Source organism: Ensifer sp. LBL (assembly GCF_050435225.1).
Classification (GTDB): domain Bacteria; phylum Pseudomonadota; class Alphaproteobacteria; order Rhizobiales; family Rhizobiaceae; genus Ensifer.
The window spans coordinates 34,479-58,297 of sequence record NZ_JBNDJY010000003.1; the positions used below are offsets into that span (position 1 = coordinate 34,479).

The 23,819-nt window shown below is 60.1% G+C and carries 25 protein-coding genes and 2 pseudogenes; 23 read left to right on the forward strand and 4 right to left on the reverse strand.

All coding sequences use genetic code 11. The annotated features are described in order from the left end of the window. Positions 1-60: 60 nt before the first annotated feature. From OKW20_RS11815 to OKW20_RS11860, 10 genes are all read left to right on the forward strand, one after another. Positions 61-1,089 carry an SDH family Clp fold serine proteinase gene (locus tag OKW20_RS11815; RefSeq protein WP_429172406.1) on the forward strand — a complete coding sequence of 343 codons (1,029 nt, stop codon included), beginning with the start codon at positions 61-63 and terminating at the stop codon, positions 1,087-1,089. A gap of 323 nt (positions 1,090-1,412) precedes the next feature. Beyond that, the gene (locus tag OKW20_RS11820) at positions 1,413-3,470 is read left to right on the forward strand and encodes a portal protein (RefSeq protein WP_429172408.1); all 2,058 of its coding nucleotides are present in this window, start codon (positions 1,413-1,415) and stop codon (positions 3,468-3,470) included. Further along, positions 3,467-4,126: a hypothetical protein gene (locus tag OKW20_RS11825; protein WP_429172410.1), complete on the forward strand. Its 660-nt coding sequence runs from the start codon at positions 3,467-3,469 to the stop codon at positions 4,124-4,126. Before OKW20_RS11820 ends, OKW20_RS11825 begins: the two co-directional genes overlap by 4 nt. 55 nt (positions 4,127-4,181) lie before the next feature. Further along, on the forward strand, positions 4,182-4,679 hold the full coding sequence (locus tag OKW20_RS11830; protein ID WP_429172412.1) for a hypothetical protein: 498 nt from the start codon (positions 4,182-4,184) through the stop codon (positions 4,677-4,679). Between the two features lie 43 nt (positions 4,680-4,722). Then, the gene (locus tag OKW20_RS11835) at positions 4,723-4,992 is read left to right on the forward strand and encodes a hypothetical protein (RefSeq protein ID WP_429172414.1); all 270 of its coding nucleotides are present in this window, start codon (positions 4,723-4,725) and stop codon (positions 4,990-4,992) included. Next, positions 4,989-5,090, forward strand: a complete 102-nt coding sequence (locus tag OKW20_RS11840) for a DUF6258 family protein (protein ID WP_429172416.1) — start codon at positions 4,989-4,991, stop codon at positions 5,088-5,090. Before OKW20_RS11835 ends, OKW20_RS11840 begins: the two co-directional genes overlap by 4 nt. A 410-nt stretch (positions 5,091-5,500) precedes the next feature. After that, positions 5,501-6,655, forward strand: coding sequence for an amidohydrolase (locus OKW20_RS11845; protein ID WP_429172417.1), 1,155 nt, complete (start codon positions 5,501-5,503; stop codon positions 6,653-6,655). A 116-nt stretch (positions 6,656-6,771) separates the two neighbouring features. After that, positions 6,772-7,053: a hypothetical protein gene (locus OKW20_RS11850; RefSeq protein WP_429172419.1), complete on the forward strand. Its 282-nt coding sequence runs from the start codon at positions 6,772-6,774 to the stop codon at positions 7,051-7,053. A gap of 685 nt (positions 7,054-7,738) precedes the next feature. Further along, positions 7,739-8,158 (forward strand): hypothetical protein, encoded by a 420-nt coding sequence (locus OKW20_RS11855; RefSeq protein WP_429172421.1) that lies wholly within the window; start codon positions 7,739-7,741, stop codon positions 8,156-8,158. Between the two features lie 529 nt (positions 8,159-8,687). Continuing rightward, positions 8,688-9,575: a hypothetical protein gene (locus OKW20_RS11860; RefSeq protein ID WP_429172423.1), complete on the forward strand. Its 888-nt coding sequence runs from the start codon at positions 8,688-8,690 to the stop codon at positions 9,573-9,575. A gap of 15 nt (positions 9,576-9,590) precedes the next feature. Here the strand turns inward: OKW20_RS11860 and OKW20_RS11865 are convergent, their stop codons facing one another. Next, complete coding sequence (locus OKW20_RS11865) at positions 9,591-9,788, reverse strand: hypothetical protein (RefSeq protein ID WP_429172425.1); 198 nt, start codon at positions 9,786-9,788, stop codon at positions 9,591-9,593. Positions 9,789-9,883: 95 nt separating this feature from the next. Continuing rightward, positions 9,884-10,207, reverse strand: a complete 324-nt coding sequence (locus OKW20_RS11870; RefSeq protein WP_429172427.1) for a hypothetical protein — start codon at positions 10,205-10,207, stop codon at positions 9,884-9,886. Positions 10,208-10,430: 223 nt separating this feature from the next. Here OKW20_RS11870 and OKW20_RS11875 point away from each other — a divergent pair, with 223 nt between their 5' ends. Then, positions 10,431-10,946, forward strand: a complete 516-nt coding sequence (locus OKW20_RS11875; RefSeq protein WP_429172429.1) for a hypothetical protein — start codon at positions 10,431-10,433, stop codon at positions 10,944-10,946. Between the two features lie 13 nt (positions 10,947-10,959). Here the strand turns inward: OKW20_RS11875 and OKW20_RS11880 are convergent, their stop codons facing one another. Next, on the reverse strand, positions 10,960-11,370 hold the full coding sequence (locus OKW20_RS11880; protein WP_043619296.1) for a hypothetical protein: 411 nt from the start codon (positions 11,368-11,370) through the stop codon (positions 10,960-10,962). Positions 11,371-11,638: 268 nt separating this feature from the next. On the opposite strand from OKW20_RS11880, the gene OKW20_RS11885 reads away from it, so the two are divergent. From OKW20_RS11885 to OKW20_RS11905, 5 genes are all read left to right on the forward strand, one after another. Continuing rightward, positions 11,639-11,875: a hypothetical protein gene (locus tag OKW20_RS11885; protein WP_427348263.1), complete on the forward strand. Its 237-nt coding sequence runs from the start codon at positions 11,639-11,641 to the stop codon at positions 11,873-11,875. Between the two features lie 79 nt (positions 11,876-11,954). Further along, on the forward strand, positions 11,955-12,908 hold the full coding sequence (locus tag OKW20_RS11890; RefSeq protein ID WP_043619301.1) for a hypothetical protein: 954 nt from the start codon (positions 11,955-11,957) through the stop codon (positions 12,906-12,908). A 186-nt stretch (positions 12,909-13,094) separates the two neighbouring features. Continuing rightward, positions 13,095-14,090: a DUF5309 domain-containing protein gene (locus tag OKW20_RS11895; RefSeq protein ID WP_113540540.1), complete on the forward strand. Its 996-nt coding sequence runs from the start codon at positions 13,095-13,097 to the stop codon at positions 14,088-14,090. A 139-nt stretch (positions 14,091-14,229) separates the two neighbouring features. Continuing rightward, positions 14,230-15,063, forward strand: coding sequence for a phage tail tip lysozyme (locus OKW20_RS11900; RefSeq protein WP_429172432.1), 834 nt, complete (start codon positions 14,230-14,232; stop codon positions 15,061-15,063). A 324-nt stretch (positions 15,064-15,387) separates the two neighbouring features. Next, positions 15,388-17,019, forward strand: coding sequence for a hypothetical protein (locus tag OKW20_RS11905; RefSeq protein ID WP_156134248.1), 1,632 nt, complete (start codon positions 15,388-15,390; stop codon positions 17,017-17,019). A 447-nt stretch (positions 17,020-17,466) separates the two neighbouring features. On the opposite strand, the gene OKW20_RS11910 is transcribed toward OKW20_RS11905, so the two are convergent. Beyond that, positions 17,467-17,667, reverse strand: a complete 201-nt coding sequence (locus OKW20_RS11910) for a hypothetical protein (protein ID WP_156134247.1) — start codon at positions 17,665-17,667, stop codon at positions 17,467-17,469. 54 nt (positions 17,668-17,721) lie between these two features. Here OKW20_RS11910 and OKW20_RS11915 point away from each other — a divergent pair, with 54 nt between their 5' ends. The 7 genes and pseudogenes from OKW20_RS11915 to OKW20_RS11945 all read left to right on the forward strand — a co-directional run bounded on the left by OKW20_RS11915 (position 17,722) and on the right by OKW20_RS11945 (position 23,566). Then, on the forward strand, positions 17,722-19,371 hold the full coding sequence (locus OKW20_RS11915) for a hypothetical protein (RefSeq protein WP_429172434.1): 1,650 nt from the start codon (positions 17,722-17,724) through the stop codon (positions 19,369-19,371). Between the two features lie 56 nt (positions 19,372-19,427). Next, positions 19,428-19,964: pseudogene (locus OKW20_RS11920) on the forward strand (SU10 major capsid protein); the annotation flags it as partial. 115 nt (positions 19,965-20,079) lie between these two features. Then, positions 20,080-20,670 carry a tlde1 domain-containing protein gene (locus OKW20_RS11925; protein WP_429172436.1) on the forward strand — a complete coding sequence of 197 codons (591 nt, stop codon included), beginning with the start codon at positions 20,080-20,082 and terminating at the stop codon, positions 20,668-20,670. Positions 20,671-20,885: 215 nt separating this feature from the next. Beyond that, the gene (locus OKW20_RS11930; RefSeq protein ID WP_429172438.1) at positions 20,886-21,524 is read left to right on the forward strand and encodes a hypothetical protein; all 639 of its coding nucleotides are present in this window, start codon (positions 20,886-20,888) and stop codon (positions 21,522-21,524) included. Beyond that, a pseudogene (locus tag OKW20_RS11935) lies at positions 21,521-21,951 on the forward strand (SU10 major capsid protein); the annotation flags it as partial. The gene OKW20_RS11930 and the pseudogene OKW20_RS11935, both read left to right, overlap by 4 nt. 203 nt (positions 21,952-22,154) lie before the next feature. After that, positions 22,155-22,448 (forward strand): hypothetical protein, encoded by a 294-nt coding sequence (locus OKW20_RS11940; protein ID WP_429172439.1) that lies wholly within the window; start codon positions 22,155-22,157, stop codon positions 22,446-22,448. 413 nt (positions 22,449-22,861) lie between these two features. Then, positions 22,862-23,566: a hypothetical protein gene (locus OKW20_RS11945; RefSeq protein ID WP_429172441.1), complete on the forward strand. Its 705-nt coding sequence runs from the start codon at positions 22,862-22,864 to the stop codon at positions 23,564-23,566. The last annotated feature ends 253 nt before the right edge of the window (positions 23,567-23,819 follow it).

Here is a 23,819-nt window from a genome sequence, read left to right on the forward strand (position 1 = left end):
TTGTATTTGTGGTAGAATCTTCTACGCTATTTTCAGGGGTAGGTTGTGAGGGGGCTTGGCTTGTCGCCTGAAGAGTTCAGAGCCGCCGTAAAGGCGGTAGAAGAAAAGTATGATGCAAACGTTTTTCTCTACAGCGCAGGAATTGATAGCTCGGGTTTCGGCAAACTTGTTTCCGAGGTAGCCCAGCGAAAGAACGAAGCGCCCCGCAGACGCGGGTTGCTTATCTTGACCACAAACGGTGGACTGGCAAACAGCGCGTATCAAATTGCGCGGCTGATGCTACAGACCTATGAGGAGTTTATCCTCTTTACCCCGAGTTATTGCAAAAGTGCCGGTACGTTGATTGCTCTTGGCGCGCATCGGCTCATTATGGACATCTTCTCGGAGTTGGGTCCACTCGACGTTCAACTACTAGACAAAGATGAGATTGGTGCCAGAAAAAGCGGGCTGCTAACGAGATCAGCTTTTGAAGCATTGTCAAACGAGGCATTCGAGCTTTTTTCAAAGACTATGCTTGGGATCAAAGCCTCGTCGCAAAATTTGATTTCGTTTAAACTTGCTGCCGACATATCGTGGCGTTTGACAGGGGAGTTGATGTCCCCGATCTTCAGTCAGATGAACCCTGATGTAATTGGTAGCGATTATCGAGATTTGCAGATCGCCACTGAGTATGGAATTCGGTTGGCGCGTGCTTCAAAAAATCCGAAGTCCGATACGGTTCGGCGACTTGTTTCGGACTACCCGTCACACGATTTTATTATCGACCGCGAAGAGGCGGGGACCTTGTTTGATAAGGTTGATCCGCCGACCGAGGAACTATATGACCTCGTCAAACTTATTTCTGGAGTAACCTACAGGCAAGCATCGCCAGGTATCATCATGGCATGCTCCTCTGAAGAGGACTCGGGAGATGACGACCAACAAAGGGCGCAAACAGATGTTGCAAGCGACGCAGAATCCTCCATCGCTCCGGTGGCTGAAAGCAGGGATAGCGATCGGAGACGCAATAAAAGAAAGAGACGTGGAGCCGACAAGGTCGCCCCTCGACCCGAAGCCGATGAGCCCCACGCCCGGCCAGACGGCGACTGATCGGACGGCGCCGTTGCCTGACGCTCGTCGGCTACTCATCAAGAACTAATACTGAAACCCCGCTTCGGCGGGGTTTTTTGTTTCCCGCGTTATCTCTCTTCTCCCACCTATTGGCTACTGCCATGGGCAGCGACTAGCGCCTATTGCCCGGCTCCCCGTTCTGGCTGCCGCCGGCTCATCAGAAACACACGATGCTCTCGCGACGCCTGGCAGGTGCCTTGCGGCCCACAGCGCTGCGGCATCAGGTGATTGCGCCCTCTGCACAATAACCGACGCAATATTGGCATCTCCACCAAATGCTTGTCCCCTGAAAGGTTCTCTAGATGGCAGCGATGACGAAAACGGAACTGACGGAGATGGTGAGCCAGCTTGTCAGGGATTGCGAGGACTATCGCGACCAGCTCTCGGCCACGCGCGTGCGGGCGATGGAATATTACGACGGGGTGATGGCCGATGTGCCTGTCGAAGCGAACCGCTCCAAGGTGGTTTCGCGCGATGTGCGGGCGGCGGTGAAGAAGGTGCTGCCGTCGCTGATCCGCACCGTGCTCGGCAATGACAAGGTGGTGGAATACCAGCCGGTCAACCAGGGCGACGAGGCCGGCGCCGAGCAGGCGACCGACTACATCAACTACATCGTCTTTCCCGAAAGCGACGGTTATGACGCGGTGCAGGATGCAGCCCATGACGCGCTGAAGCTCGGCAACGGCGTGATCCGCTGGTGGTACGAGAAGAGAAAGAGCGTCGACGTCTCGACCCATAGCGGGCTCGACGAACAGGCGCTGGTGCAGCTCATTGCCGACGACACGGTGGAGGTGCTGGAACAGGCGCAGTCGGTCGAACGGATCGAGCTTCCGACAGGACCTGTCGAGCAGCCGGTCTTCAGCGTGAAGATCCGCCGCACGGCGGAACGCGGGGCAACCAGGCTTGCCGCCGTGCCGCTCGAGGAATTCCTCGTTCACCCGGATGCGATCTCGATCGACGATAGCCCGATTGCCGGGATCAAGCGGCGGATGCGCCGCTCCGACCTCATCGCCATGGGTTATGACCGCGACCTCGTCGAAGGCTTTGCCATTGCCGGCAATGCGGATGGCGAGGACGAGGAATTTGCCCGCAGGCGCGGCATCTTCGGCGACGGCGAGGAGACGGCGACGGCGCTGCAGGAGGTCGACTATTACGAGCTCTATGTGAAGGTGGATGCGGATGATGACGGCATTGCCGAGCTGCGCCGCCTGGTCTTTGCCGGCGGCACCGGGGCCGACAATCTGCTTGAGGATGCGGAATGGGACGAGGTGCCCTTTGCCGATCTCATCACAGAGCGGCGGCCGCACCAGCGCGAGGGCAATGCGATCACCGACGACATGGCGGAGATCCAACGGGTAAAGACCGTGCTCCTGCGCCAGACGCTCGACAATCTCTACTGGCAGAACAACCAGCAGCCGATCGTGCAGGAAGGGGTGATCCAGAACCCGGAATCGGTGTTGAATCCGAAGTTCGGCCAGCCGATCCGCGTCGGCCAGGGCGTCGATGTGCGCGGCGCCGTCGGCTATACGGCGGTGCCGTTCGTGGCGCGCGAATCCTTCTCCATGCTCGGCTATCTCGACCAGGAGGCGACCGACCGCACCGGCATCTCCGACGCGTCGAGCGGCATGGCGCCGGATGCGCTGCAGAACATGACGGCCAAGGCGACGGCACTCGTCGAACAGGCGGGCATCGGCCAGACGGAACTGATGGTGCGCACCTTTGCGCAGGGGCTGAGGCGGGTGTTCAAGGGCCTGCTTGGCCTCACCATCAAGCACCAGGACCGGCCGCGGGCGGTCAGGCTGCGCGGCAAGTGGGTGACCTTCGACCCGCGCCACTGGAACGCCGGCATGGATGCGACCGTCAACACCGGGCTCGGTGCGGGTACGCGCGAGCGCGACATGCTGATGATCCAGATGATCCAGCAATTGCAGGAAAAGCTGCTGACGACGCTCGGGCCGGACAATCCTTACGTCTCGCCCGACAACCTCTACAACGGCATCGCGAAGACCGTGGAGGCGGCGGGGCTGAAATCGCCCGACCTCTACTTCACCAAGCCGACGCCCGAGGACATCCAGAAGCGGATGCAGGCGGCGCAGCCGCAGCAACAGCCTGACCTCGGCATGCAGCAACTGCAGATGCAGATGCAGCTTGCGAACGAGAAGGCGCGCATGGACGGCGAAAACGCCAAGCGCAGGCTGGAGATGGAGCGCGAGCTGAAGCTTGCGGAGATCCAGCAGAACGGCGCGCTGAAACGCTACCAGATCGACGCCGAACTCAACCTGAAACGCGAGCAGAACCTGGCCGAGATGGCCGGCGGCACGGCGCTGTCCACAGCGCATATCGGAGGGATGCCGGGATGATCAGAATGAACAAGCGGGCCACGCCGCTATCTAGGGGTGAGCCAGACGAAGACCTGTACGATACCGGCGCGCGGTCGACGACGGCGCTCGAACTGCGCGATTTCGGCGAGGAGGCCAACAGTCGGTTGCTGAACCGGGGCAAGGAACATGGGCGCGACAAGGGTGTGGAGGTGGCTGCGACCTACGTCATGTCCAACACTAATCCAAGCGCCCTCGGCAACAATATGCACACTGGCGTTTTCATCGATGGCGACGACCCCGTTCTCTGGGATCCTGCCGGCGATTACACCAACAGAGAGATGGGCAGCGGGCGTGCTCTCTATGGACCTGAATTCTCGCCCGAAGATTACCTGCGGTATCAGTTGACCGACGGACCGGATGTGACAGTTCGCAAATTCAACACGACGCCCGAGCAGGAAGCGGAGATCAGGAAGAGGATCGACGATATTGGTGGAGGGGGATTTCTCACGTGTACGAAAAATGTGACCGAGGCGATAAGTGGTATCGGACCATTCGTTGAGGTCGACGAGACTTGGTGGCCAGCCAAGCTCGACAGTCAGTTGCGCAGTTTGAACAAGCACGTAGGCGAAGCTGAGGATGTTCAGAGCCTTCGGCATTTGCTGTCCAAGAGAAACCGCCTGGGCGCCAACAAGTAAAATGGCGATACAACATTACGCAATAAGGCGATACCACCTCGCGTAGTGGACGTAGATGTGCCACAATCTGCTTCAAGACAAAGGCGATAAGCCCGCTAGAGTTTACGCCGACAAGATCGACACGTCACACTTCAGGTATGCCATGCGCTACACGGCTGCAAATGCGACACGCGTTTTGTTGAACTATGGGGCCATGCTGACAACTGTTGCCTGGTTCTTCGGTCGCCATTTGGACTTGATCACAGCCATGCTGTTTTCGTCGCTGTACCTATTCGCCTTCGTACCGCTTCCGGCCCTGCATTTGTGGCAACGGCTTCTGTATATCGTCTTGGCAGCCGTCGTTTTGATGATCGTGCCGCTTGGATATTTCGTCGTTGTCGACGGCATGCACAGTGCCAATCTTCTTCGTGAAACAATTGAAATTGTCGTTATCTTTGGTCTTCTTGGACCCCAAACCTTCGTGTTTCTGCTGACCTACATCGTGCTCGATCTTCCCGTCAGAAAATTTTCCAAGGCACAGACAGCAGTGCCTGCGCGCGAGAGCACGATCTAGCAGTCGCCAACGCCGTAGCGCGCTCACCTGCATTGCCAAGACCGTGGAGGCGGCGGGGCTGAAATCGCCCGACCTCTATTTCACCAAGCCGACGCCCGAGGACATCCAGCGGCGGATGCAGGCGGCCCGACCGCAGCAACAGCCTGACATGGGCATGCAGCAACTGCAGATGCAGATGCAGCTGGCGAACGAGAAAGCGCGCTTGGACGGCGAAAACACCAAGAAAGGGACAGGGGCCCTCCATCGGCACCGACGGAAACATCGTACCCTGGAACAGTCCAGACGCACATTGTCCGGTAAGGAAGTGAAATGAAGCCCGACAAATTCCTGGAGACACTTTACTTGGGCGACCGCGGTTGCAAGGCCGTGCTGCTCGATGGCTGGAACGACGAGGTCACGGGCGCAAAGTGAGCGGCTTTGGGAGGAAGGCGGGGATGAAAAGAACGCCGATTGGGAAAACAAACTCGGGCTGCCATAGCGGGCGAAGTGCCGGGGACAAGTAACATTGGCTCCTCCCGGCGGTGGAGCGGGATCAGTGTCGATCCTGCAAAGCATGGCCGGCCAAGGCGGCATGTGAGGAAAGGCCGTCAGTGGTCCGGTCCGAAGGCGTATGTGCTGGCCCCTCTGGTGATACGCGTGTGGCGTACCTGTCGGTCGTCAGATGTCAGGGGTCGTCAGGTGTCATGCGCATCTCTTCGCAAGGCGGGGATGATCGAAAGTCTCGCGTGCGGCCGGTAGGCGCTAAAACGCGGGCCGGCGCGATTGGCGACACGGTCAAGGACCTGCTATGAGCAGTGAAAACGCGCAGCGGAGGGGCATGCATGTTTCTGATCGACCGTGAACTCGAGGCGCTCACCGCCTTTCGGCGCGACTTGCACCGGCGGCCGGAGGTCTCGGGCGAGGAGCGGGAGACGGCGGCAACGATCGTCACGGCCCTGGCCGAGACCAAGCCGGATGCGGTGATATCAGGCCTTGGCGGGCATGGGGTGGCGGTGGTCTATCAGGGACGAGAGCCAGGGCCGACCGTCATGGTGCGGGCCGAGCTCGACGGGTTGCCGATCGAGGAGATTTCCGAGATTGCGCACCGCTCTGAGATTGGGGGCAAAGGGCATCTTTGCGGCCATGACGGGCACATGACGATCCTGATGGCGCTTGCCAAGGGGTTGGAACAAAAGCGGCCGGCCAAGGGCCGGGCGATCCTGATGTTCCAGCCGGCAGAGGAAAATGGCGCGGGGGCGGCCGCCGTGCTTGCCGACCCGAAATTTGCTGACATCAAGCCGGACCTGGTCCTGTCGCTGCATAATTTTCCGGGCATCGGCCTCGGCCATGCCGCACTTCGCACCGGCCCGGTCAATTGCGCCTCGCGCGGCATGCGGATTTCGCTTTCGGGCAAGACTGCGCATGCCTCTACGCCGGAGGACGGCATTGCGCCGACCTTTGCCGTCGCGTCGCTGCTTTCCGGTCTGACGGCGCTCGGCAACAACGGGCCGCTTGATGAGACCTACACTCTGGTGACCGTGACGCATGCGTGGCTTGGTGAGGCGGCCTTCGGAATCAGCCCTGGCCATGCCGAGATCTGGGCGACGCTCAGGACGCTGACTGACGCGCGCATGACCGATCTCGTGGCCCGCGCCGAAGCGCTGGTTGCGAGCGAGGCGGAGTCGGCAGGGCTGAAGGTCACGATCGGCTACGAGGATGTGTTCCACCAGTGCAGCAATGCGGAAATCGCCGTCGCCGCGCTCGCGCGCGCCATGGACGAGGAGGGCGTCAGCCATGACCGCGGCGAGGGCGTGCTGCCGATGAAGGGTTCGGAGGATTTCGGGCTCTTCGGCCGGGTGGCGCCATCGGCAATGTTCTTCCTCGGCGCCGGCGAAAACCACGCGCGGCTGCACAATCCGGACTATGATTTTCCCGATGGCCTGATCGGCATCGGCGCCAAGGTTTTCATGCGGGCGATCCGCAACGAACTGGGGTGAGGGGCGGGCGGCGGTAGGCCGCTTGCACGATCGTCGCTGTGGCGGCACTCTCTGGCAATGAGCAACGGACTGGCGTTTCGTGCAGCGTCCGGATTTGCCTTCTGGGGGAGCAGGAGATGAGGCATTTCAGCTTTCGCGTCGCGCTTTGCCTGGTAATTGCCATGGCGGGGCTGGCGACCGCTCACGCGGCGGATAAGCCGGCTGTGGATGCCGTTCCTGAACCGCAGCAGACCGAGAATGCAAGCCTTGAGGCTTTCATCAAGGCCAATCCGGATTGCCTTGAATTCACCGATCAGTGCTCGCACTGCGCGGTCGTCAATGGCGTCGCCCAATGCTCGACGGCGGAGATCGCCTGCATAAAGCGGGAGAACCAGTGCACGAAGTGGACGGGCAAATAGAGCGCGGCGATCAGGCTTTTGTACCGGTGCGCAGGGGATCGGGTTAGGGTGGCGGAAGTCGCTTATCTGTCGGTACAGCAACGGAGCGCCGAAGATATGCTCGCGAAGCCGTGACGGCGCCACCAACGTTTGGCCCCTACTCTGGTTTCCTTGCCTATTCCTCTACGAAACGAGGCGCGATTGGCGAATGTCGCACGGAGTCCGCTCTTCCAGCGGCCGGACCTGTTATCGACGTCTCCAGGTTCTGTACGCAAACGTTAGGCACGCATCAAGCGCAGGGCCGAGGGGCACGATCACAGCAAGGCCGGCAGCGACCTTTACCCAGAACGACGAGTCCGGAAGAGCTTGGTCGATCCCTTTTGAAACCAACAGGGCAAGCGCAATGCCGACTGCGGCGCGGAAGACTTCGAACGTCTTGGACTTTTCGGACATCGGATGACCTCGGCGACACGCGTACGTGTGACAATTGCACGCTGCGGGTGAACTGTCTATCTGTTCACGGTTAGTTCCGGAGAATTCTGGACATTTCAGATGTGGCGAAGCGAGACTGCGCCCTGGGTTTGTCGGCGCAAGCGCGTTGGAGCACTAAAGCTCCGGCAACCGCGCAGGAAACGACCGAAACAACAACCCAATCTGGCCAAAAGGCCGGAGGCAAGCCGCAAATGGCGGCACTTGGAGATATCGAATGATCAGTTCAAATCGAAGACCCTATGGCACCTATGCACAGGATACGAAGACGCAAACGCTGCAGGCGCTGCGCGATTTCGGTGAGGTCGAGGGCCGTCGCTTGCCGAACTTTGGCAGGGAACGCATCGATGGGCGTGGCGACCCAATGGCGATAGAGATTGCCGCAGGCGGTCCAGGAGAAGCGATGGGTGGCATTGCTGGCGGCCTGCTAGGTGCTTACCTCGGCGGCAAGCTTCCTTTCGGCGAAATTAGCAGAGCTGCGGGACTGTACCTGGGCACCAAGGCCGGCGAGGCGCTAGGGTCTCAGTTAGACGGACCGGTTCCCGAATCTGTGGCGCGTGGCGTCATGACGCCAGCGGAGCGGGACTATCCCGGATACTGGGGCTATTCGGGAGATGATAGGCGGGCGGGTAAATAGGGCGGTGCGAGCAGGCTCGCATCCGAGCGATCCGCAGCGGGCCCGAAGGGATAGATGTTAGAGGCCGCTTGCCGACCTGCGTCGTGACTTAGACATGCTTTCGCGAAGGTATGTGGCGAAACCGCTAACGATTGGCCGAGCTCTGATTTTCTCAGGGCTTTCGTGCGTGCGAAGCAAAGCGTGAACGGTGAATATGAACCCGAATGCCGGTCTTCAGGCGAACGGAGCCGTCACCGGCGTCTCCAGGTTCTTTAGCCAAAGGTAAGGGCCGCAGCCCAAGGCCAAGGGGTACTATCACGGCAAGACCGGCGGCAACCTGGACCCAGATCGACGCCTCGGGAAGTTTATGGTTGGTTCCAAAAATAGGGACATGGCCAAGTTGGTAAACCGAGACTGAGCTGCGGCGAGCGAATGGTCCTGAGAGGCTCCTAACGCATTTTGCACATAGCCATTCGAAGGGTACGGATCGCAATGGCGGCGCCGCGGAATGTTTGTCCGATCCAGCGTCAAGATGCCTGGACGCAATCAGATGCACGCGCAACTGAGACTGGGGAGCCGAAACGGCCAGGCGCAAACCTGCAGCCGTGGCTTGCGCCATGTCCACTTTGATGCGGACCAAGAGCGTAGAAAACGTGTCGTTGCGAACATCTTTGCAACGGCTGATCTCAAGCAAACAGTAGGAAATTTTACGATGGACCGTAGAAACCAATGGTTCCCGGAGCACGACGAATACGTATCGTCGGCCCGCCGTGCCGCACAGCCATTTGACGTGCGCGAATTGGCCAGGCCGCCTCGTGAGGTCATAGATTGGGAGGACCGCAGCAATCTCGGAGCGTCCCGACCGCCGAGCGCGCTGCGCAGTCTCAATCTGACGACCCGCCAGCGGATCGCCCAAACATTGCGGGGCGACGCAAAGGCGACATCTCCGTGGGGACAGTTTGTCGAGGATCTGGTCGGTTCATCCGGCCTGGGAGAAAGCAAGTGGGCTCCCATCGACTTGGTCCCGGCAGCTGGCCAGTGGCTAGGGGCAGAAGAAGCCCTCGATGATGCCATACACGGCGACTACCAGGGCGCAGTTGAAGGTGTCATCGGAATGGTTCCCATGGCGAAAGCCTTCAAGGGGGTCTCCAAACTTCCCGTTGGTCGAACGGGCAGGGCCAAGGCGCCCGCGCCCAAGGGTTTGGGAAATTCAAGTTCGGCTCGCAACATGAACTCGCTGCAGGACTATCCCGGGCGCATGACGCTCCGCGAAGCGACTGATGATCCAAAGGTACTGCCGTCGCATCAACAGCTTCTGTCAAAGGAAGATGACGTCAAGCAGGTGTATGGAATTAGCCGGCAGGAGTATGAGCGCAATAATGCCCCGGGGCGAATTGATCGCGAACGCCGCAATCGGCCTCCGTTTTACGGCATGTGAGGGACACGCTCTTCGCTAAAGGCCGCGGGTGACGGCGAAGTAGGCGATCAGGCAGAGGCCCCAGAAGAGAGCAGCAAGGAGTGTGCCCATACCCGAGCTGAGCAGATAGCTGCCGTTTTCCTGGCGCTTCAGGCCCAACCAGTTGAAGCCGGTGCCGGAGGCATAGATATTCTCGACCTGCACCCGCCCGAAACTGAACAGTGGAACGATCAACCGTGCCACACGATGCAGGAGAAAGCCGACGACGATGATATCGAGAATGTCGAGGACGATCCCAGCGATGGCGTCCAGGGCAACTCCGACTTTCTTTATGCTCCAAATCCCCTAACGGTAAAGCCAATGGCGGCGAGGCACAGGGCCCAGAAGCAGACGGCCACGATCTTTGCGGCGTCTGCACTCATCAACAGACGTCCATCCGTCGCACGCTTCAGGCCGAACCAACTAAATCCGGACTGATTGTCGTAGAAATCTTCGACCACAAGCCGGCCGAAACTGAAAAGGCGAACAATGAGGCGGGTGGTTCCATAAAGGAAAAACTCGGCAACCAGCCAACCGATGTTGTCCACCGTCAGCCAGAAGGCGCCATCGAGCGCGAGCATTTCGAACCATCGCTTCTTGCTTTGCTTTTCCATCGCCAGACCCTTCCGGAGAGATCTTTGAAGCCGCGTTACGCTGCCCGGTAAAGTGGCATTTAACTCGTATGCTCGCACGTTCGTAACTCGGAACAAAAGCAGAATCAATCCCATTCACATTCGGCACGCTCCGCGAGGAGTTAGCCAATGCAGACTGGCCGCGTCGCACGCGGGAGCGCACGCAATTCCTGGGCTGTAACGAACATTTCGAAAGGACAATGCCATGGAAGATTTCATTTTTCCGCGCTGTGCGAAACCCGGCTCCGGAGCTGTTGACAAGCGCAATCTGCCAAGCCGCGGCGCGGGATATCTAAGCCCCGAGGATGCGAGGGCCTATGCCGACGACCTTTTGCGCAGCGCTCTTGAGGGCCCGTCGGCATACACGGCAGAAGGGCTGCGGAAATCTCTGGGTAAGCTGTCTGAGCGTGGTGACGGTACCTACAGCGCCAGGCCACGGAAGGGCCTCAGTGGCATGCAGGGAAATCTTGAGGGCGTAAAGACCGAACTTAACACCCTGCAGTCCGAGGTCTCGAATGACGACGGGATGGCGACTCTGAAGGATATCGTTTCGTCGATCCAATCGATGCAGGAGCTGCTGGCCGAGCAGGAACACCAGGGCTTCTACGAGGATCCCTACAGGAACGAGCCGCAGCTTCGAAACGAGGACGACGCCCCCTGGAACAACCCGAAGCGGCAGCCCATTTCACTGAGGAAAGCGCTCGACACATGGAGGGAGTGAGCGGTCGTTCTGGCTACTTGAGGCTTTCGAGTGCGATGTAGAGTGTGCCGAGTTTCAGGCGGCCGGCGTCTGTCTTGTAGTAGAGCACTTCGGCGTGAGGGCGGATGCTTGCGACGGAGGTCTCGTAAGATCCGTCCGCGAAGAAGCAGCAGGGATTGTCGCCATCCCAGGACGACGCAACACGCAGGCGGTAGCTGCCGTAGCCCATGAAGAAGCGTAAGCCGATCTCATAATCGCCGACCGTGAGGGTGCAGACGCTTTCATCGCCGCACCAGTTCGTCGCGTGATCGAAGGTCTTGTCGTCCTTGAGCAGAAAGGCCTTGACGAGGTAGTGCGGCTCGCCCGATTGGCCGCTCGCCGAGGTGGGGGAGGTCACGGCAGCCAGAAGCAGGGCTGACAATCCCAGGCTCGATAATCTTCTCATGGGTTCCTCATTCGATAGACGCGCGTGTCTGTGACTGGTGCCTGCCATCCGCTCCGCTCAAGCCTTGCGCCGGGACCGGCATCCGGACCGAGGCGTTTGATGCTGAAACGGCTGGGAAGGCATGTTCGTTTGGTCATTGCGAATGTGACCTAGGGTGGCAGATTGCTCCGGTTCGCACAGCGGTAGCGCGGAACAAAAGCAGAATCAAGGCAGCGTTCGACGCAAAATCTTGGTCGGAACGACCTGCTCAGCAACCGAGGTCAAAAGCATGAAACCAGAGGAGCGGGCAGCGGCTGCGCGCGCCATTCTCGACGTGCCCTATTTCGACGACATCATGAACGAGCTGGAATGGGCGGCGATCAATGGCTGCATCCATGCCGGCCTTACCGACGATGCCGGCCGGGCGGCCTATGCCGCCGAGGCCCGCGCCATCCGAAACTTCCGGGCCAAGCTCAAGTTCCTGACGGAACAAGCCAAGGCCGACGGCAAGGGCGCACCCGCCTGACGGGCAAGCGCTTTTACTCGGCATTCCCAGGCGGAAGCAACCGCGTGCGAATGTCCTTTTTACTCAAGAAGGTCACGCCATGACGAACGATAGTGCCAACCTGCCTTTTGGCGGGAGCAAAACCGTTGATCCCGCAACCGGGCTTGACGATGCCGACCTCGATTTCTGGGAGCCCGAAGACGACGAGGCCAACCTGGAGCAGGGAGAGCTGAACGAGTACGGAGCGGACGACATTCGCGGCGAAGGTCACGACGACCCGCAATATTCCGACGACGAGCCGAGCGAGCCTGACGAGGACGCGGCGGCCAACGACGACGCGGATTTTCTGGTCGTGCTCAAGGGCGGCGAGGAGGTGCCGTTTTCCGAGCTGAAGCTCGGTTACATGCGGGACCGCGACTATCGCCACAAGACGCAGGACATCGCCAATCGCGGGCGGGCGCTCGAAGGCATGGCAAGCCGGGTGGCGCAATCGGCCAATGCCTTTGCCAATCTCATTGCCAGCCAGATCCCGCCCGAGCCGCCGGAACATATGGCCGCCCTCGACCCGGACGGCTATCGCCGGCAATGGGCGCTGCACCAGGCGGGGCTCGACAGGATCGACGAGATCCTCTCGATTGCCGAGGCGCCGGCGACGGTGGTGGAGGCGCTGGCGGATGCGGCGAGCGACGAACAGCTCGAGGCGGAAAACGCCAAGCTGATCGAAGCCTTTCCCGAGATCGCCGATGGCGAGGGGCGGCTTTCCTTCTTCGCCGGCGCCTTCGACGTGGCCGAAGCGCTCGGCTTTTCGCAAGCTGAGGTGCGCGAGGTCACCGACCATCGCCTGTTCAAGCTCGCCCACTATGCCCGGCTCGGCCTTGCGGCCGAACAGGCCAAGAAACGGGCGATGAGCAAGCTGCAGAGGGCGGCAGCGCCAGTGGCGCGGCCAAGGCCGGCGGGCAAGGCCGGGCAGGCACCGGGGCGGAGCCGGGAAGCGATGAAGCGGCTCACAAAAAGCGGCTCGATCCGCGACGCGATGGGCGTCGACTTCGACTGATCCCCGTGAGGTCCTGCTGGAAATCCGTCACAAACAGAGTCCGGAAACCGTTCCATCTCTTTGTTTTTGCTGATTTCTGGCGATCGCCTTCTACCAGAAATCTCCTGTCAAAATCGATCTGGCAGTGCGCGCGTCCTTTCCGGCGCGGGCGGTGCCGACCTATCTCAATCAATCAAGGACACTAGCATGGCTGTCGTAGCAAACACCTTCACGACCTCGCAGGCCGTGGGCAACCGCGAGGAGCTCTCGGACGTCGTTTCCCGCATCACGCCCGAGGATACGCCGATCTATTCGCTGATCGAAAAGGGCAAGTGCAACACGCACCACCCGGAATGGGAGACGGACGAACTGGCCGCTCCCGGCGAAAACATCCGCCAGGAAGGCGACGAATACACCTTCGGTGCCATCATCGCACCGACCAGGCTCGGCAACTATACCCAGATCCTGCGCAAGGACTGGATCATCTCCGCCACCCAGGAAGTGGTGGCCGAAGCCGGCAACGTGCAGAAGCGCAAGTACCAGAAGCTGAAGAAGGGCGTGGAAATCCGCAAGGACCTCGAATATGCGATCGCCGACACCAATGCCTCGGTCTCAGGTGCCACGCGCGAATTCGGCTCGCTGCCGACGTGGCTGACGACCAACGTTTCGCGCGGGGCCGGCGGCGCCAATGGCGGCTACAATCCGACGACCGGGCTGACGGTGGCCCCGACCGACGGCACCCAGCGCCCCTTCACCAAGGCGATCCTCGACCAGGTGATGCAGACGGGCTACCAGAACGGCGCCAATTTCCGCCATGTCTCGGTCTCTCCCTACGTGAAATCGGTCTTCGTCACCTTCATGTCCGACGCCAACGTGGCGCCGTTCCGCTATGCCGTCTCGCAAGGCGGCGAGCGCAACACGATCGTGGCGACCGCCGACTACTATGAGGGCCCGTTCGGCACTGTGATGATCCACCCGAACCGGGTGCAGGCGGGCAGCGCGAAGCTCGCGCGCAACGCCTACTTCCTCGACACCGACATGCTCTCCTTCCTCTGGCTGCGCGGCATCCAGGAGGACAAGGCGGTGGCCAAGACCGGCGACGCCGACAAGGGCGTGATCATCGGCGAGGGCACGCTGAAGGTGCACAACGAAAAGGGCCTCGGCGTTGCGGCCGATTTGTTTGGGCTGAGTGCGGCGAGCTGAGCCGGTCTGCAGCCTGACCGCAGTGCGGCCTGAGCGGCTTTAACGAGCCGCTCTCGTTCGCCGGCGCCTCGTGACTGATCACATGGGCACGGGGTCCGGCGAAGCACGCAGGACAAATCCCAAATACGTTAGGTGTGAAATGGACCTGGAAGACAAGTTTCTGAACTCGATGGGACTGCCCGCCCGAATTCAATCGGTTCGGGAGGCGATCAAGTACTTTGATGAGAACCCGGTGTTGGCCAGCAGAAAGCCCATTGCCGAAGTGGAGGCGCCGCGCGGCGAGAGCGCGCGCTTCCGGCACCCGCCGGCGGGCGAACTCATGGGCGGTGACCTTCGCAAGGCGCCGATGCACTATCGTGGTACGCTGACGGATACGACGAGGTTCAGCAAGCAACCTCAGCTGCTGCCATCCGAGCGCCTCAAACCGACCACGGCGCATGACAAGCTCTCGGACAACATCGCGTTGCGGATGAAGCGTGATCTGCAGCGGCGCATGCTGAGGGATGAGCACGAGGCTGCAGGTATTGTCGGCAATGCTGACCATGAAAGCGGTGGGTTCGGGGCGCTGCGCGGCAACCTATGGCAACAGGGCCGCGATACCGGTCGCGACGAAGGCAATGCTTTCGGCTTTCTGCAATGGGACAAAGCGCGACGGGAGGCCTTCAAGGATTGGGCCAAGCAGAACGGCTACAACACGGAATCGTACGAAGCGAACTACGGCTTTCTGGAGCACGAGCTTTTGAATACGCCAGAAAAGAAAGTTCTGAACGAACTGAGCCAGGCAGACACTGCCGATGACGCCGCGCGCATCGTCGAGCGAGTATACTTGAGGTCAGGCAAACCGAAGCTCGCAGAGCGTCAAAAGCTGGCGCGCCGTGCCATGAACCTGCCGAACTATGAGCCGCCCGTGCCGACGCCACGTCCAGTTGACGCGCCGCCGTGGTCTCAGCCCTGGAGTAAGGCAAACCGCTAGGCGCGTACTCCGTTGCGGGACCGACAGGCGCGCAGCGGAGACTCCGAAAATGCCTAGGCCCGGCGCGGTGTCACATGAGCCGTCATGACACACCTCCGACTGACAGCGCGGCCAAATTTCCGTTGCCTTCGTTCCCGTAATGTTCTACAAACATAACGGGTTCGCAGTGGGTGCGTGACCGCACTGGTTGCGCCTGCGTCAAGGGCGTGGTCGGCGATGCTCCATTTTTGTTTGGCAAGATTCGACGCATTCGTCCTCAGAGACAACATTCAAGTTAAAAGGTGAGTTCAGCAGGTGGAGTCTAGCGTTCTTAAGCGGTTTTGCGTGTTCGTGTGTCTGCTTGCGTTTGCGACGCCTGCTGCGGCCGCGCGCATCGACGCGGGAAGGGTGTTTGGAGCGTTCCTGGCTTGCAAATCCGACATCTTTTCCCTGCTGACCAGCGATAAGGCGGATTTTCGCGCAATAGCGATCAAGCCTTACGACCACTTCGCCTCGGATGGGATAACCGGGCACATCCTCGAGTTTGCTGCGCCTGCCGATGCCGATGGGATGCCGCTTGGCAGATACGTCCAGTTCGAGGCGGTCGGCATTGCCGTTCCGCACTTTGCCTGGGGCTTCGAGGTGGAGCGGAGCGTGTCTGAGGTCGTCAAAACGCTTGAGTCGCTGCTGCCCGGCGCCAAGTTCGTTGCCAAAGATGCTGACGCACTTGAACTGAAGCTCAATGCCGACCTTGAGGCGCAAAAGGGCAACGCATCCGTCGCCTCGCAGGACAGCTATAGAAAAATCGTCGTTCGCCCGGCGGACAGCTCCTCACGAGCGCTCGTGATTTGCGACGTTTCCAAGGATCTGATGTCGGGTCTCACAACCGACGAGGAGACGGGAAGGAAGCGGTTGCCTTCACCGGAGGACCTGTTTCCATCGGCGAAAGGGCCGGGGGGCGAAGCCGACAAGATTCTTGACGCTTTCGTTGCCTGCAGGCCCTCGTTCTTCAATGTCCTGTGGGACGAAAGAAAGTCCTTTCCGCGGTTCCGGGTCGAAGCCTTTGAAAGCCCGGCCAACAGGCCTCATGTCCCAGGGGCCGAGAATGCCTACAACGAAGTGGTCACGTTCGAGCATCCCATGACGGTCGGTGATTTTTCCGTCGTGCGCTTCTTTCAGCGAAAGTCGATTGAAGAGGGTAAGCCGACGCGCTTTGCCTGGGCATTTCAGGTGAAGGCAACGCCTGATGAAGTCGCGCGCGCTCTTGCCGAGCGATATCGAGTGAGATTTTGGGGAGATTTTTCTTCTCTGAGCTCAAAGGATGCCGCCACCGGCCCAGTTTCGAAAGACCTGAAGTTCGATTCCTATTTTGACCCTGACGAGCAGACAACCGTAACCTGCGAACCCGACGAAGTCGAAACGAGAGACTTGCGCTTGCCGTGGGCGGAGGAGACTTTCGGATTGGCCCAGCTCGGGCCGCCGCCGATGATCGGCGGCAACAGGCTGATGAACGCGCTCCTGCAATGCCGACAGGATTTCTATGCGTCACTTGAAGAAGAGAAGGACGTCTTCGGCAAGGTGACATTCAAGATGAGCATGGGGCCCTATCGACAGCCGGAAGACGCTGCACATGCGACACTGCGAGTAGCTTTCGAGAAGCCTGTCTATGTTTCAAGCTTCCTTTTGAACGGGTACATCCAGCAACGTGTCGATGTGGCCGGCGATCCGAAACTGATATGGGGACTACAAACGCCGGGAAACAGGGACGACCTTATATATGTCGCGGAGAACCGCACCGGCAGCACGTATGTCGAGAGCCATGGGTGGGCGCTAGACCTGGAGGCCTCAGCGACCGCCTATACGCCCTCTGAAGCACTGGGTTTTGCTGACGGCTTCATCGGCTGCACGACACCCCTTGCTCCTGGCGAAATACCGGAGCCGCCCAACCTCTTTCGGAACGCAGACGCGGGGCGGTAAAAGCTGCCGGCATCCCTTGGTCGCCCCCCGCGCCATCTCTCGCGGCCTGCGGCACCAATGGCGGATACGCAGATTTTTACCGAAACACCGGGCAGGCGGCCGAACTGAACGTATCCTACCCCGAGTATGATCCCGCTGAGGCAAATTATGGCTTCAGCACGAACCCCTCAATGGTGAGCGCGGTGTACGGGAGCCGTTGTCGACTGCCGAGGATATCGACGACGCTACATACGTCGTCGCCGACAAGTACGAGCGTCCCAACTCCGCCAAGATGAAGCTTTGTGAACGTCAAGCGTTAGCGCGGCGAGCGCTGCAGCTTCCGGATTACTCTGTCGAGACACCCGTTCCCCCTGCCAATCCGATGGGCAATCCTGTCTCAGATCCACCCTGGCGGCGCTAGGCGGCATCAAATGCGAGGCGGTGGCCGAAGGATGGCCGTGTCGTAGTTCAGCCGGTTCCGTTGCCATCGCCGAGTTCGTCACGGCACGAACGGCGATAGCTGTGGTTGATTGCGCCGGGCGAGAGATGCGATTTCTTCTCGACGATCTCTTGTGCTTGTTCTCTTAATGTTCTACAAGTTTTGCGAGTGAACGAAGGGGTCGGCGTACCGGTCGAATTCGTCGGTGCGCTGAGGATCGACCACAGCATGCACTCTCAATTTTCCATTCATTAGAGACGTCCGGCGTTGGCCTTGGAGGGATCGTGTTCAGGTGGTGCGTGTCGGCCCTGGCGGCCTTGTTTGTCTTGAGTTCGGCGATCCCGGCGGCGTCCTCGCAAGCGTCATCCGGCAGTGCAAGACAGGTGTTTGGCGCGTTCCTCGCCTGCAAGGCGGACATCTTTTCGCTTCTCGGCAGTGACAGGGCGGATTTTGGCGCAGCAGTGATCGGGCCCCATGACTGGAGCATGTCGGATGGTGTCACAGGGCAAACGATCGCGTTCGCGGCGCCTGTCGACGTCGGTGGCCTGTCGCTCACCGGCTATGTCCAGTTTGAGGCCGTCGGCATTGCCGTTCCGCACATCACGTGGGGTTTTGAGGTCGAGCGGCGCGTATCTGACATCGCCAAGGCGATCGAGGGAATGCTTCCCGGTGCCCGGTTCGTGGCAAAGGATGGCGGTGCGCTCGAGTTGAAGCTCGATGCCCAATCGGTTCCACAGGGCGACGCATCGGTCGCGCCGGAAGACAGTTACAGAAAAATCGTCGTTCGCCAGGCAAACGACCCTTCACGATCCCTCGTCATGTGTGACGCGTCCAAGGATCGAATGGCGGAACTGACGACCGATGAGGAGACTGGCAGGAGGCGCCTTCCGGACGCTGAGGACCTGTTTCCGTCGGCGAGGCGGCCAGCCGTCAAGACCAACCATGTTCTTGACGCGTTCGTCGCCTGCAAGCCCTCTTTCTTCGAGGTGTTGAAGGCTGAAAGACGCATCTTCCCGCAGGTCCGTATCGAGCCTTGGGAGAGCCCGGACAACGCGCCTCACATTCCCGAAGCGGAGAAGACCTACAACGAAACCGTGACATTCGAACACCCGATCGAGATTGCTGGCCTCCGCATCGTCCGGTTCTTTCAACGAAAGACGGTTCAGTCTGGTGAACCGACGCGCTTTGCCTGGGCCCTTCAGGTCGCTCAGACGCCCGATGGAGCCGCTCGTGCTATCGCGGCTCAGTACGGTGCGAGATTTACGTATTACTGGAGTTTGGTCGACAAGGATGTCGGTGCCACGCCGGTTTCGCAGCACCTGACGTTGCGTTCCTACTTCGATCCCGATGAGCAGGCGACGGTGACCTGCGAACCCGACGAAGCCGAGACGAAGGACTTTCGCCTGCCGGAAGCAGCCGAGACCTTCGGCTGGGCCCAACTTGGGCCACCACCGGTAGGCCGCGGCAACCGGCTGATCAATGCCCTGCTGCAATGCCGGGCGGATTTCTTCGAGGCGCTGGGCGAGGAAAAAAATGCTTTCGGCAAGGTGGCGTTCAAGCAGGCCGCCGGCCCATACCGCAAGGAGGGAGACGCAGCGCATGCGCCAATGCGTGTGGCGTTCGAAAAGCCGGTCTATGCCTCGGGCTTCACGCTGACGGGATACATTCAGAGGCGCGTGAATGTTGAAGGCGAGATGAAACTGAGATGGGGTTTTCAATCACCGGACGGCATGAGCAGGATCGAGCGCACCACCGAGAGACGCACAGGAAGCGTTCGTGTGTCCGGCAAGGGGTGGTTGTTCGACCTTCAGACCGACGAAACCGGCTACACACCATCTCCGGATCTCGAGTTTGACGAGGGGTTCTTGGGGTGCACGACGCCGCTCGCATCAGGCATGGAACCGCTGAAATCCGGCGACCTCTTTCTGAAATAAGACACGGGAAGGGTGCCGTAGAACTGCAATAGGCTCTTCGGCCAATGCCGTTGCGCGTCTCGCGCGGGGCAGGCGGCGCCAATGGCGGCTACAACCCGACGACCGGGCTGACGGTGGCACTGAGCGACGGAACTTGAGCGCCCTTCACCAAGGCGATCCTCGACCAGGTGATGCAGACCGGTTACCAGAACGGCGCGAACCCGCCATCTCTCGGTTTCGCCCTACGTCAAATCGGTCTTCGTCACCTTCATGTCCGACGCCAATGTTGCACCGTTCCGCTATGCCGTCTCGCAAGGCGGCGAGCGCAACACGATCGTGGCCACGGCCGACTACTATGAAGGCCCGTTCGGCACCGTGATGATCCACCCGAACCGGGTGCAGGCGGGCAGCGCCAAGCTCGCGCGCAACGCCTACTTCCTCGACACCGACATGCTCTCCTTCCTCTGGCTGCGCGGCATCCAGGAGGACAAGGCGGTGGCCAAGACCGGCGACGCCGACAAGGGCGTGATCATCGGCGAGAGCACGCTGAAGGCGCACAACGAAAAGGGTCTGGTGTCGCGGCTGATTTGTTCGGGTTGAGTGCGGCGAGCTGATCGTTCGCTGCGTGGGAGGGTGGCGTCGCCACTCTCGCTTGCGGGCGATGGCGATGACCGCCGCAAGCAAATGACATTAGCGATATTTCACAGGTTGGAAGAAAGGAACGATGCATTGGATCACAGGAACGGCAACAAGAAAATCAAGCTTCACTTTGATGGCAAGCGGCTGAACGCGACCGAAAACGGCCGCTATGCCGGGGGGTGGGATGGTGTAGCCGGCATGCCGGGAATGCAGGAGCCGAAGTACCAGCGGCGGACCAACGAAGGCCCCATCCCCGAAGGCGTTTACGATGTGGATCAACTTCAGTATGCCCCGCAGGACTTCTGGGAGCGTTTGGCGAGCCGAATGGGCGGGGGGAAATGGCGAGGGTTGGAGGAGACCTGGGGCAATTCGAGAGCGTTTCTGGAGAACAAATCGCTTACCGATCCGGCAACTGCGCATCGAGACGGCTTTACAATCCATGGAGGGGATAGCCCAGGGTCGAACGGCTGCATCGATCTGACGAGCGGGATGGACAGTTTCGCCGATTTCTATCGTAACACCGGGCAGTCGGCGCAGTTGAACGTGTCCTATCCCGAATACGACCCCGACAAACCGGGGGATGGGAAGGCGACCTCTGAGACGGGCGGCCGCTGGGAACCCGATGGCGCGAGCAGCCGGCGCAGTTTCTCGTTGCGAGACGCGCTCCGCTTCTGGGAGTGACGTCTTGCGAGGGGCGCAGATCCGGCCGGAGCATATGTGGCAACACGGCTGCCGGACAGGATATCCTTCTTGTAAGTGTTCCTGAAATGTTCTACCAGCTATGCGAGTGCTCTCGCCGATCTTGATCGCATTGATCGTGTCAGGCTAGTGCGCTGAGGATGACCCATGTGCGGGGTCGGCGGCCAGATGTGGCGGTATGGGCCCAAGGAGGATGCTTGTTCAAAGGTGTGGTTAAGGCGCTCTCGGCGCTGTGGATCGTCGGTTTTTCGTCACCCGCTCTTGCAGGGGCGGAGCGCGCGGTCGAGGCCCTATTTGACTGCGACCTCGGTTTCTTCGAGGTTTTCGCCAGCGAGCGAGCGGCGTTTCGCCCTCTGGAAGTCAGGATCAGCTATCTTTCTGAGGAGCGTATCGAGATCGTCAAATTCGATCCGCCAGTGGAGGCGTTTGGCCTTCGCCTTACCGGCTACCGGCAGCAGACAGGCTTTTACTATGGCCCGCGGCCAACCTCTTTTGAATGGGGGTTTCAGGTTGATGAAACGCCTGCGGGCGCGGTGCTCGCGCTTCGGGACCATTTCCCTGAAGGCTTTGAAGGCGATGATGAGTCGCTGAGGGCGTTAAAGTTCCCGGTGCAAACCCAGAAAAACTTCTATGTTTCCAAGCCGCTGCCGGCCGGGGAAACCGGTGCCGATTTGCACTGCTCTGTGTCGCGCGAGAACCTCGACAACATCTGGGCGCTGCCGGATGTCGTCAACCCGTTTTCCGAGGAATGGGACACCAAGGGCCGATGGTGGGCGCGGATCTTTGACTGGTTTCTCGTCCGAGGACGCGAGATTCAGGATCTCGTCGCTGGGTGATGCAGACGGGCTACCAGAACGGCGCCAACTTCCGCCACGTCTCGGTTTCTCGCTTCAAGTGAAATCGGTCTTCGTCGCCTTCATGTCCGACGCCAACGTGGCGCCGTTCCGCTATGCCGTCTCGCAAGGCGGCGAGCGCAACACGATCGTGGCGACTGCCGACTAGTATGAAGGTCCGTTCGACACCGTGATGATCCACCCGAACCGGGTGCAGGCGGGCAGTGCGAAGCTCGCGCGCAACGCCTACTTCCTCGACACCGACGCGCTCTCCTTCCTTTGGCTGCGCAGCATTCAGGAGGACAAGGCAGTGGCCAAGACCGGCGACGCCCGCAAGGGCGTGATCATCGGCGAAGGCACGCTGAAGGTGCGCAACGAAAAGGGCCTCGGCGTTGCGGCCGACCTCTTCGGGCAGAGCGCGGTGAACTGATCCCGGAGTCCTGCACATTGGAAAGGGGCGGCAATTGGTCCGCCCCCGATCGATCGAAAAATCGCTGCAGAGGCTGCCGTCGGGGCGAGCAGGGCGACGAGCATTCTGCTCAGCACGCCATCAATACCCACCAAGGAGACCAAAATTGAAAAATCTAGGACGCGTTCGCCTGGTACGTCGATTACGACAGGCATGAGGGGGACGTGGAGGCCTACAGCAACAAACGCTTTCCTGAACTGCCGCATTTGTCGAAGGACAATCTGCGAAACGTCAGGGGTATCAGAAACGCGAATGCGCACGCTTACACCAGCGCCATGATCGATCGCAATCATACCACGGCCTTGGCAAGCGGACTTGGCACGGGCAGGGAGTGGGAAACCTGGCTTTCCGACCAGTGGAATGGCGAGAACAACACCAAGGATCATCTGCGAGACGAGTGGAACAACGATGTCGGCCGCCAGATAGGACGCTACGCCGAGGCACACGATCTCGGTTAGCCAGAAGTCCTGGAGCTTGTCGATTATGCCCGACGCAACAGTGACCTGATTCGTTCGATCAGCGATACCGTGCCGGACCCGCGCCTCAAAACCTATTCGGAGGCTTCCGAGCGCCCGTCCTGGTCGGGCCCACCCCCGCGCAACCTGCCGCCCCTGGAGACGCTGCACGAAAAGCGGGAGCTGCAGCGGATGCAGGCAAATGCCGATGGGTGGCAGTCAAAACCTCCTCTGCCTGAAGAGGGTTTCTGGAGTGGGCTTATTCCCGGCCGCGGCACGCTCAAGCAGATGAAGAAATCATGGCGTGAATAACGCACCGCATAAGCTGTATGAAACGCTGGACGTCAACCTTGCGTTCGTTCATGAAATGTTCTACTGACTGGTAACTCGTTGCGCGCAGCAAGTGTGGATGCGGTATGAATAAGTGGCTAAAGGCATTGCTCTATACCGTTGTCGCTCTCTTCGGGCTGTTCGTCGTGCTGGTTGGGCTGGTCCTCGCGATCTTCGATCCGTATTCGTTTGAAGACATGAGCCGCGGGGGGATTTGCGAAAGGAGCGGTGATGTAGCGCCGCAATGTGCGATGCCGCCAGAGAGTGCCGAGAAGGTGTTGGCTGCATTGTTCGCTTGCGACGCCCAATTCTTCAAGATCCTCGACGAGGAGAAGCCTGTTTTCAAGAGGGCGCATATCGTGGCTCACCCATACAACCTTCTCGACTCGAGCGATCCGCGGATTTCCGTTGTTCCGTTCGCCCAGCCCGTCGAGGCTTATGGACTTCACCTCACCGGTTACGCCCAACAGGCCTTGCCGGGAAAGAGCGACTACGCCTGGGGGTTTTATGCATCTGAACAGCCCTACGAGGTCGAGCGCGCGCTGGAAACGGCCCGCAACGACGCGCCTGCGGCAAACCCACGTGCAGGCGCGTTCACGATATCGGCGTCCGACGCCGCTGATTTTCCTGGAACACGGCTTGGTTGCCGTGTTGCCGGGGCCTCCGGTGTCGAGGACTTGCCTTCGATCTACGATCTGTTCCTGTCTCGAGACATCACTACGAGACACTCCGATAAGTTCGATCTCTTCGTCGCGTCGGTGATAAAGACCTTCTCGGATTTTGGGCGATAGGAAGATCCCATCAACGATCGTCGAGGCATGCGATGATCATTGCATTCTCTTAGGCGGAGAATGGAGACTTGCTCAGATCAGTTTGGTGACCGTGGCCGTTGTTGCCGCAGGCATCTTTACCCCTTCGGCTTTTGCAGCGGATAGGCTGCTCGGCGCCATGATCACCTGCAAGCCGGAGTTCTTGAAGGTGCTGCAGGCACGACGCGGCTCCTTCGAGGGATGCCGCGCTGCCCCGTGCGCGTGCCATTGCTGA

Excerpts from the sequence above, each read along its gene's own strand:
- OKW20_RS11900 (WP_429172432.1), top strand. The coding sequence starts at position 14,230 with ATGGACCTGGAAGACAAGTTTCTGAACTCGATGGGACTGCCCGCCCGA.
- OKW20_RS11910 (WP_156134247.1), bottom strand. The coding sequence starts at position 17,667 with ATGCTGTGGTCGATCCTCAGCGCACCGACGAATTCGACCGGTACGCCG.
- OKW20_RS11870 (WP_429172427.1), bottom strand. The coding sequence starts at position 10,207 with ATGGAAAAGCAAAGCAAGAAGCGATGGTTCGAAATGCTCGCGCTCGAT.
- OKW20_RS11855 (WP_429172421.1), top strand. The coding sequence starts at position 7,739 with ATGATCAGTTCAAATCGAAGACCCTATGGCACCTATGCACAGGATACG.
- OKW20_RS11840 (WP_429172416.1), top strand. The coding sequence starts at position 4,989 with ATGAAGCCCGACAAATTCCTGGAGACACTTTACTTGGGCGACCGCGGT.
- OKW20_RS11825 (WP_429172410.1), top strand. The coding sequence starts at position 3,467 with ATGATCAGAATGAACAAGCGGGCCACGCCGCTATCTAGGGGTGAGCCA.
- OKW20_RS11890 (WP_043619301.1), top strand. The coding sequence starts at position 11,955 with ATGACGAACGATAGTGCCAACCTGCCTTTTGGCGGGAGCAAAACCGTT.
- OKW20_RS11880 (WP_043619296.1), bottom strand. The coding sequence starts at position 11,370 with ATGAGAAGATTATCGAGCCTGGGATTGTCAGCCCTGCTTCTGGCTGCC.
- OKW20_RS11845 (WP_429172417.1), top strand. The coding sequence starts at position 5,501 with ATGTTTCTGATCGACCGTGAACTCGAGGCGCTCACCGCCTTTCGGCGC.
- OKW20_RS11945 (WP_429172441.1), top strand. The coding sequence starts at position 22,862 with ATGAATAAGTGGCTAAAGGCATTGCTCTATACCGTTGTCGCTCTCTTC.
- OKW20_RS11885 (WP_427348263.1), top strand. The coding sequence starts at position 11,639 with ATGAAACCAGAGGAGCGGGCAGCGGCTGCGCGCGCCATTCTCGACGTG.
- OKW20_RS11820 (WP_429172408.1), top strand. The coding sequence starts at position 1,413 with ATGGCAGCGATGACGAAAACGGAACTGACGGAGATGGTGAGCCAGCTT.
- OKW20_RS11830 (WP_429172412.1), top strand. The coding sequence starts at position 4,182 with ATGTGCCACAATCTGCTTCAAGACAAAGGCGATAAGCCCGCTAGAGTT.
- OKW20_RS11850 (WP_429172419.1), top strand. The coding sequence starts at position 6,772 with ATGAGGCATTTCAGCTTTCGCGTCGCGCTTTGCCTGGTAATTGCCATG.
- OKW20_RS11895 (WP_113540540.1), top strand. The coding sequence starts at position 13,095 with ATGGCTGTCGTAGCAAACACCTTCACGACCTCGCAGGCCGTGGGCAAC.
- OKW20_RS11860 (WP_429172423.1), top strand. The coding sequence starts at position 8,688 with ATGCACGCGCAACTGAGACTGGGGAGCCGAAACGGCCAGGCGCAAACC.
- OKW20_RS11875 (WP_429172429.1), top strand. The coding sequence starts at position 10,431 with ATGGAAGATTTCATTTTTCCGCGCTGTGCGAAACCCGGCTCCGGAGCT.